Source organism: Idiomarina rhizosphaerae (assembly GCF_024159085.1).
GTDB classification, from domain to species: domain Bacteria; phylum Pseudomonadota; class Gammaproteobacteria; order Enterobacterales; family Alteromonadaceae; genus Idiomarina; species Idiomarina rhizosphaerae.
The window spans coordinates 326,019-332,966 of sequence record NZ_JAMZDE010000005.1; the positions used below are offsets into that span (position 1 = coordinate 326,019).

A 6,948-nucleotide genomic window follows, 5' to 3' on the forward strand; every position below is an offset into this window, starting at 1 on the left:
TTTTATTTGCCTTCCTGGTGTAACAAGTGCTCGCCCCGGACGAGATCGTTAAAGCTTTCACGTTCGCGGATCAGTGTAGCATTATCACCCGAGACCAAAACCTCGGGCGGGCGGCCACGACTGTTATAGTTAGATGCCATAGTAAAACCATAGGCACCGGCATGTTTAATGGCTAGTACATCGCCCTGTTGCACATTTAAATGCCGTGCGTGTCCGAAAAAGTCGCCAGTTTCACACACCGGGCCAACAATATCATTCAGCTGGTCGCCGCCGCGCTTATTTTCGTGCGCCGGTAAAATATCGTGCCAGGCCTGGTACAAGGACGGACGTATTAAGTCGTTCATACCGGCATCAACCAACACAAAATTCTTATCTTCTGAGGGTTTAATGTATTCCACCGTGGTTAGCAAAACGCCGGCATCGGCGGTAATCGCACGACCGGGCTCCAGTACCATAGTAATTTGCGGGTAATTCTCGGCTAACTTAACCAGCTCTTTTAAATAAAAGGCTTTATCCAAAGGCTCTTCCGGTTGGTAAGCCACACCAAAGCCACCACCTAAATCCAGGTGCGTTAAATTAATACCCTCTTTTTCCAGTTCCGAAACCAGATTAAACATGCGTTGCGCGGCATCGAGGAAAGGTTCGGCTGTCATTATTTGTGAGCCAATATGGCAGTCCGCACCAATCAGATTAATGTTGGGTAAGTTATGCGCCCGCAGGAACACAGGTTTAGCCAGTGACATGCTGATGCCAAACTTGTTGGCTTTCATGCCTGTGGCAATGTACGGATGCGTTTTGGCATCAACGTCAGGATTTACCCGTATGGAAACCGACGCCTGTTTGTCCATGGCTGCAGCAATGTCCTGAATACGCTCAAGCTCCGCCTCAGACTCTACATTAAAACAGCCGATGCCCGCTTCCAGCGCCATAATGATTTCGTCTTTTGACTTCGCTACACCGGAAAAGACCACGTCGCCAGCTTTACCACCAGCCATGAGTACGCGCTGAAGCTCGCCACCTGAAACAATATCGAAACCCGCGCCATGCTCGGCCAGTAACTGCAGAATAGCTAAGTTGCTATTGGCTTTTACCGCATAACACAGCTTATGAGGTGCGGGCCAGTATTGCTGAAACTCACACCAGTTTTTTAGAATCTGACCTTTGGAATAAACATACAAAGGCGAACTAAAACGCTCAATAAGACTCTCGACGTCGCAGTTTTCAATATGAAACTGACCATTTTTATAGTCAATTAATTCGCTCATTTGGTGTCTTCCGTCGGCGGCTCTGCAGGTGTATTTTGCTCTGGCATAGGCTCAGGCGTCAGTGGTCCTTTCTGACCACAACCGACTAAAGTCATTAAAATGGCTGATAGCACCAGCGTCTTGATTACAATTCGACTAAACATCGCTAAACTATAGGTATTCCGTTTGGGTTTCTATGATGCCTATCATCGCACCAGATACCTAAAAAGTCATTAATCGTCGTAAAGGAAAACGAATGACCCAACGCGTTAGAATTGCAACACGCAAAAGCAAGCTGGCTTTATGGCAAGCTGAACACATTCAACAACGCCTTGAAGAGCTGCATCCGGGCCTGTCGGTGGAGCTGGTTCCTATGTCGACCAAGGGCGATGTCATTCTGGATACCCCGCTGGCAAAAATTGGCGGTAAAGGCTTGTTCGTAAAAGAACTGGAAGTGGCGATGCTGGAAGGCCGTGCAGATATTGCCGTACACAGCATGAAAGACTTACCGGTTGAGTTCCCACCGGGGCTGGAGCTTCACACCATTTGTGAGCGCGAAGATCCGCGCGATGCTTTTGTATCCAACAACTACAAAAACCTTAATGAACTGCCGGAGGGCGCGGTAGTCGGAACCTGTAGTTTGCGCCGCCGCTGCCAGGTAAAAGAGCAGTTTCCGCATTTAGTCATAAAAGATTTACGCGGCAATGTTCAGACACGTTTACGCAAACTGGATGACGGCGAATTTGATGCCATTATATTGGCCGCCTCAGGCTTAATTCGATTAGAGCTGGGCGACCGCATTACCTCCTTTATTCCGGTGGAGCAGTCATTACCGGCTAATGGACAAGGCGCACTGGGTATTGAGTGCCGCAGCGATGACGAAGAAATGAAAGGCTTATTGGCACCGCTGCAATGTCAAGAAACCCGTACCCGGGTGTTAGCTGAGCGGGCAATGAACCGCGGGCTGGATGGCGGCTGTCAGGTGCCTATTGGAGCTTATGCAGAGCTTGAAGGTGATGAAGTCTATTTACGCGGCCTGGTTGGTGAGCCTGACGGCGGCAAAGTGCTTCGTGATGAAGTGCGTGGCCCGGCGTCTAAAGCTGAAGAGTTAGGTTCAGAGCTTGCTGAGCGATTACTTAAACAAGGTGCAGCCGAAATTCTGAGCGCAGTCTATGACAGTGAATCCAGTCACTCATAAAGCGGTTTTACTGCTGCGTCCGGGGAATAGTCCGGACGACTTTACTCGTCAGCTGCGCGAAACCGGCAGAGAATGCTTTGTCCACAGTTTCATTGAGATAGAGCCTTTGCCTGTGAATAAAGAGCAGTTGACCCAGCTTAAACAAAAGCATTGGGATGGCATTGTTATTGTCAGTAAAAATGCTGCTCATTATGCCGCTCTGGCCGGTTTTACCGGAGTTCCTTCTAAATACTATGCAGTAGGTCCGGGAACCGCTTCTTTTGCGTGCAGACATTTAAACACAGCAGTTAGCTGTCCGACCTTCATACATCAGTCGGAAGGGTTGCTAGAATTGTCTGAACTACAAAAATTGCAGCAACAGAACTGGTTGATCATTCGCGGAGAAGGCGGTCGTGAGTTACTGGCGGATGCCATACGAGCCCGCGGAGCTTCTGTCGATTACTGGGAAGTGTATCGTCGAAAACAACTCACATTGAACGACCCTGAACTGATTCAGCAGTGGATAAGCTCAGTTGGTACTATTGTTGTTACCAGCGCTGAACAACTGGGGTACTTTTTGTCGTCTATGCCAAATTCTGCCCAAAACTGGCTGGAGAGCAGTCAGTGGATAGTTCCCAGTCATCGCCTGAAAGGTTTGATTCCTTTCGGACAATCAGACAATATCAAAGTAACAGGCAGTGCAGCGGACGGCATATTAATGAATGCGCTAATAGCGGATGGAAAAACTCATGACTGAAGAGAATAAAGTAGAGAACGAAAACGTTCAGAGTAATGAACAAAATAGCGACAAGAGCACAGAAGAAGAAACCATAACCGCGGAGAAAAGTAGCGGACGTTTCTTCAAACGCTTAGTCTGGCTTATTGTTTTAATTGCTATTGTTGCCGCCGCATACTGGGGCTATACGCGTTTTCCTGGTTTATTTAAGGCAGATTCTGAGCAGGTTAGTGAACAACCGCAGGAAGATCCGGTTGAAACGCGCTTTAATCAACTGGAACGTTCAATTGCTAATTTAGAGCAACAATTGCAAAGCACCGTTCAGGCTCGCGAGCTAGATAAGTTGAGTAACACCGATCAACAGTTAGAGCGCGAGTTAACTAGTGTGCGTCAAAGTATTGAGGATCTACGCGATGACATGCGCAAAACGCCTGCCGAGAAAGCAGCTTACTGGCGTCTACTAGAAATAAAGCAGACCTTATCTGCGGCCGCACGAATGATGTGGAGTCAGGACGACTATAAAGCGGCGCTACAACTTCTAAAGCTAGCCGACCAGCAGCTATCGGGTATCGACAGCCGTAACGCAATTCGCACCCGTGAGAAACTGGCAGGCGATATTGAACGAGTAAACGCCGCAGTTAAAGCCGATAATACTGACCTGGCACTGCAACTCGTGGGTCTGCAACAACGCGTATCTGACCTGCCCGACGAAGTAAACAGTAATCAACAACGCTTAAGTTCTGACACTCAGAATGTCAGTGACGATGTTAATGACTGGCAAACGAACCTGAGTGCTAACTGGCAGTCATTCCTTGATAACTTTATCCGCATTCAACCCGTGGAAAGCGATCCTGAACCTCTACTGAGTGCGACCCAGCGCACAGCAATAAACGAACGCATTCAACTACTATTTACTCTGGCTCAACAGGCGGCTGTAAAAAATAATGATGAATTGTGGCAACGCTACCTGGAACAGTTATCTGAGCTAATTGCGCAGGTAAAAGGCGATGGTGCAGCTTCACAGGATATTATTTCGCGTATTCAGTCGCTGAGTCAGGAAGACTTCGAGCAGCAGAGTATAGAGCAACTTGAATCGCTGGACTTCATCGCTCAGGCTATTGAGCAGGGAGATGCCTCATGAAATGGATCATCGCTCTGGTTGTCATCATTATATTGGGAGCCATTATTGGGCCTCTCGCGTCAGGTAACGCAGGCTATGTTTTAGTTCAGTTTGCCGGAGTAGCGATTGAAACGACAGTCGTCGGCCTGTTTGTCGTTACTATTGTAGCAATTGCTGTGCTCAGTGTTGTTGTTTCATTACTGCGCCGGCTGCTTAGCAAAACCCGTCAGGGTCGGAAGTGGTTGGCAAATCGAAGCGAACGTAAAGCTCAGAACATTTTTCAGCAGGGCATACGCGAACTGCTGGATGATAACCCCGAAAAAGCGACTGAGAGCCTGTCTAAAGCCTACAAAAAATCTCCTGACAACAACATTGCCGCGTTAACCGCAGTTGCCGCCTGCCTCAATAAAGACGCCGGAAAAGCAACTTATTGGCACGATGAAGCAGGGGCATTTTATGATAATGCAGATACACTGCTTCAGCTTGTTTCCATTGAGCAGTTGGTAAAAAAAGACCCGGCAGAAGCGGATAAAGAGATGCGAGGCTTATTAGAGGCTAAACCACACTCTGCAAATGTACTTAAGTTAGCGTACCGTGTCTTTAAAGCATCCGGAAACTGGCAGCAACTGAAAGATTTATTGCCAGAGTTGCGCCGTGTAACCGACCTTGCTCCAGCGGAATTTGACCGTCTCGAATATCAAGTCTATTTTGAACGCTTTGTTGCTGAGGGGCGCAGAAGTAACGAGATGCTGTACAACGAGTGGCGTAGCCTTCCCAGTAAACAACGCAGCGACGCAACCATCAGGTTGAGTTATGCGGCCGCGTTAAAGCATTTAGGTGATTATGAAGTCTCTGCCAGAGTGGTTTTAAAAGGGTTAAAAAGAGGGGAGTTGCAACCGGCTGCCGTTAACTCTTTGCATTTATTTAATGCGAAATCGGAAAAGTTGCTGGAGTTTGTTCAAGCTCAGTTGAAACAAGATCCGGAAAATAGAGATTACCTTTATGCTCTTGCACAAATCGCTATGGATAATCAGGATTTCTCGTTAGCACAACGAGCTTTGAAAAAGTTAGCAGAAATTGAACCGAGCAGTCACGTATACCGCTTATTGGGCAATGCCTATCATGCTCTTGGTGATAGTCAGCTAGCGGCTAACGCCTATAAAGAGGCGTTAGCTCACTAGTTAAACGTTGGCGCTGTAATTATTGACGTATACCTTCAATTGACAGCGTCAGCTCAACTTCTTTAGCCGTTGGGCCTAAGTTATAGTCAATTCCGTAATCGGCCAAGGTTAGGTCTACTTCACCTTCGAAGCCACGACGGAATCCGCCCCATGGATCTTTACCTGCACCAACATGCTCAACTTCGATAGCTATCTCTTTGGTTACACCATTAAGGGTGAATTCTCCATACATAGTACCTTCACCTTTATCGTCATCGTCCGGAACATACTTAGTGCTTTTGAACGTTGCAGTAGGGTGCTCAGAAACACTCAAGAAGTCATCGCCACGTAAGTGTTTGTCACGCTCTGCGTGGTTAGTATCAACGCTGGAGGTATCAATTGTGACGTTAACAGAGGCATTCTCCGGTGCATTCTCGTCATAGCTAAAGGAGCCTTCGAAGTCGTTAAAACGGCCGTATAACCAACTGTAGCCTAAGTGACTAATTTTAAACTCAATAAAGGCGTGTTGACCTTCAGTATCAATTTTATAGTCTTCAGCCATAGCTGCCGACGTAAATAACGCACTACCCGCTACAGCGGCTGCAATTAATGTCTTTTTCATTATGATTTCCTCTTAGTTTTTCCAAACATTCGAATAAGTGTGCTGTCTCTATTAATAAAATGATGTTTCAGCGCTGCTAACCCATGCCCACCAGCCAGGATCACTAAAGACAACGCTGAATACCAATGTATGTCACCAGCAATATCTTCTTGCTTTGGTAAATCGGTTATTACTGCTGGTACCGAGAACCAGTCAAATACGCTGATAGAACTACCATCTGCTGTTGAAATCAAAAAACCGCTAATCATTACTGTGAATAGCAGTAAATAAAGTAAAAAGTGGCCTGCTTTTGCTCCTAACCGCTCGAACTTGCTACCTAAAGGTTTAGGCTTAGTATTGATTAAAGTCCAGAGCACTCGTAAAACCGTTACGATAAGCAAGGTAATACCAAACGATTTATGCCACCAGGGACCCAGACGATACCACTCGTCGTAGTAGGTCAGAGTTAGCATCCACCAGCCTAAAGCAAATAAACCAAATACTATTAAAGCCGACAGCCAATGAATTAATATTGCTGTTAAACCGTACTTCTCTGATGTGTTTTTCCACATAAAGTTTTCCTGATTTGCCTAAGTTTTATATTAGTTCATATTTATAGAATGAAAATACGTATTATTAGTAGATTAACATCTAATTAATAGAATTTAGTAGCCTGATGCTCCTGCATCAGGTGGGGTGGTCGGTAGTTAAACTCCGGAGGAGGTTTGGCATAAAGCGGGATATGGACAGGCGAGCAAGCGCGGATGAACAAACATAAAAAAAGCCCCCAGCGTGAGCTGAGGGCTGTTTTATTGGTAGTCTGGCGGTGACCTACTCTCGCATGGGGAAACCCCACACTACCATCGGCGCTGGTGTGTTTCACTTCTGAGTTCGGAATGGATTCAGGTGG

Annotated in this window: 8 protein-coding genes and 1 rRNA gene; 4 read left to right on the forward strand and 5 right to left on the reverse strand. The window is 46.7% G+C overall.

Annotation, left to right across the window (positions count from 1 at the left end; genetic code table 11):
* Window positions 1–2: 2 nt before the first annotated feature.
* Both lysA and lptM read right to left on the reverse strand, forming a co-directional pair.
* Entirely contained in the window at window positions 3–1,265 is a 1,263-nt protein-coding gene (gene lysA / locus NJR55_RS05565) for a diaminopimelate decarboxylase (protein ID WP_253618563.1), read from the reverse strand.
* Window positions 1,262–1,408, reverse strand: coding sequence for an LPS translocon maturation chaperone LptM (gene lptM / locus NJR55_RS05570; RefSeq protein WP_253618565.1), 147 nt, complete (start codon window positions 1,406–1,408; stop codon window positions 1,262–1,264). The genes lysA and lptM overlap by 4 nt, the downstream gene beginning before the upstream one ends.
* Before the next feature lie 92 nt (window positions 1,409–1,500).
* Here lptM and hemC point away from each other — a divergent pair, with 92 nt between their 5' ends.
* The 4 genes from hemC to NJR55_RS05590 are packed head-to-tail and all read left to right on the forward strand — an operon-like array spanning window position 1,501 to window position 5,458.
* On the forward strand, window positions 1,501–2,442 hold the full coding sequence (hemC, locus tag NJR55_RS05575) for a hydroxymethylbilane synthase (RefSeq protein WP_253618567.1): 942 nt from the start codon (window positions 1,501–1,503) through the stop codon (window positions 2,440–2,442).
* The gene (locus NJR55_RS05580; RefSeq protein WP_253618569.1) at window positions 2,417–3,178 is read left to right on the forward strand and encodes a uroporphyrinogen-III synthase; all 762 of its coding nucleotides are present in this window, start codon (window positions 2,417–2,419) and stop codon (window positions 3,176–3,178) included. The genes hemC and NJR55_RS05580 overlap by 26 nt, the downstream gene beginning before the upstream one ends.
* Window positions 3,171–4,298: a uroporphyrinogen-III C-methyltransferase gene (locus NJR55_RS05585; protein WP_253618572.1), complete on the forward strand. Its 1,128-nt coding sequence runs from the start codon at window positions 3,171–3,173 to the stop codon at window positions 4,296–4,298. Before NJR55_RS05580 ends, NJR55_RS05585 begins: the two co-directional genes overlap by 8 nt.
* Window positions 4,295–5,458 (forward strand): heme biosynthesis HemY N-terminal domain-containing protein, encoded by a 1,164-nt coding sequence (locus tag NJR55_RS05590; protein ID WP_253618580.1) that lies wholly within the window; start codon window positions 4,295–4,297, stop codon window positions 5,456–5,458. The genes NJR55_RS05585 and NJR55_RS05590 overlap by 4 nt, the downstream gene beginning before the upstream one ends.
* 19 nt (window positions 5,459–5,477) lie before the next feature.
* Here the strand turns inward: NJR55_RS05590 and NJR55_RS05595 are convergent, their stop codons facing one another.
* The 3 genes from NJR55_RS05595 to rrf all read right to left on the reverse strand — a co-directional run.
* Window positions 5,478–6,059 (reverse strand): YceI family protein, encoded by a 582-nt coding sequence (locus NJR55_RS05595; protein WP_253618582.1) that lies wholly within the window; start codon window positions 6,057–6,059, stop codon window positions 5,478–5,480.
* The gene (locus tag NJR55_RS05600; protein WP_253618583.1) at window positions 6,059–6,610 is read right to left on the reverse strand and encodes a cytochrome b; all 552 of its coding nucleotides are present in this window, start codon (window positions 6,608–6,610) and stop codon (window positions 6,059–6,061) included. Before NJR55_RS05600 ends, NJR55_RS05595 begins: the two co-directional genes overlap by 1 nt.
* Window positions 6,611–6,856: 246 nt before the next feature.
* Window positions 6,857–6,948 (reverse strand): 5S ribosomal RNA (gene rrf, locus NJR55_RS05605); the annotation flags it as partial.

Bases quoted from the DNA above. Each gene is read 5' to 3' on its own strand.
- lysA (WP_253618563.1), bottom strand. From the start codon at position 1,265: ATGAGCGAATTAATTGACTATAAAAATGGTCAGTTTCATATTGAAAAC.
- lptM (WP_253618565.1), bottom strand. From the start codon at position 1,408: ATGTTTAGTCGAATTGTAATCAAGACGCTGGTGCTATCAGCCATTTTA.
- hemC (WP_253618567.1), top strand. From the start codon at position 1,501: ATGACCCAACGCGTTAGAATTGCAACACGCAAAAGCAAGCTGGCTTTA.
- NJR55_RS05580 (WP_253618569.1), top strand. From the start codon at position 2,417: ATGACAGTGAATCCAGTCACTCATAAAGCGGTTTTACTGCTGCGTCCG.
- NJR55_RS05585 (WP_253618572.1), top strand. From the start codon at position 3,171: ATGACTGAAGAGAATAAAGTAGAGAACGAAAACGTTCAGAGTAATGAA.
- NJR55_RS05590 (WP_253618580.1), top strand. From the start codon at position 4,295: ATGAAATGGATCATCGCTCTGGTTGTCATCATTATATTGGGAGCCATT.
- NJR55_RS05595 (WP_253618582.1), bottom strand. From the start codon at position 6,059: ATGAAAAAGACATTAATTGCAGCCGCTGTAGCGGGTAGTGCGTTATTT.
- NJR55_RS05600 (WP_253618583.1), bottom strand. From the start codon at position 6,610: ATGTGGAAAAACACATCAGAGAAGTACGGTTTAACAGCAATATTAATT.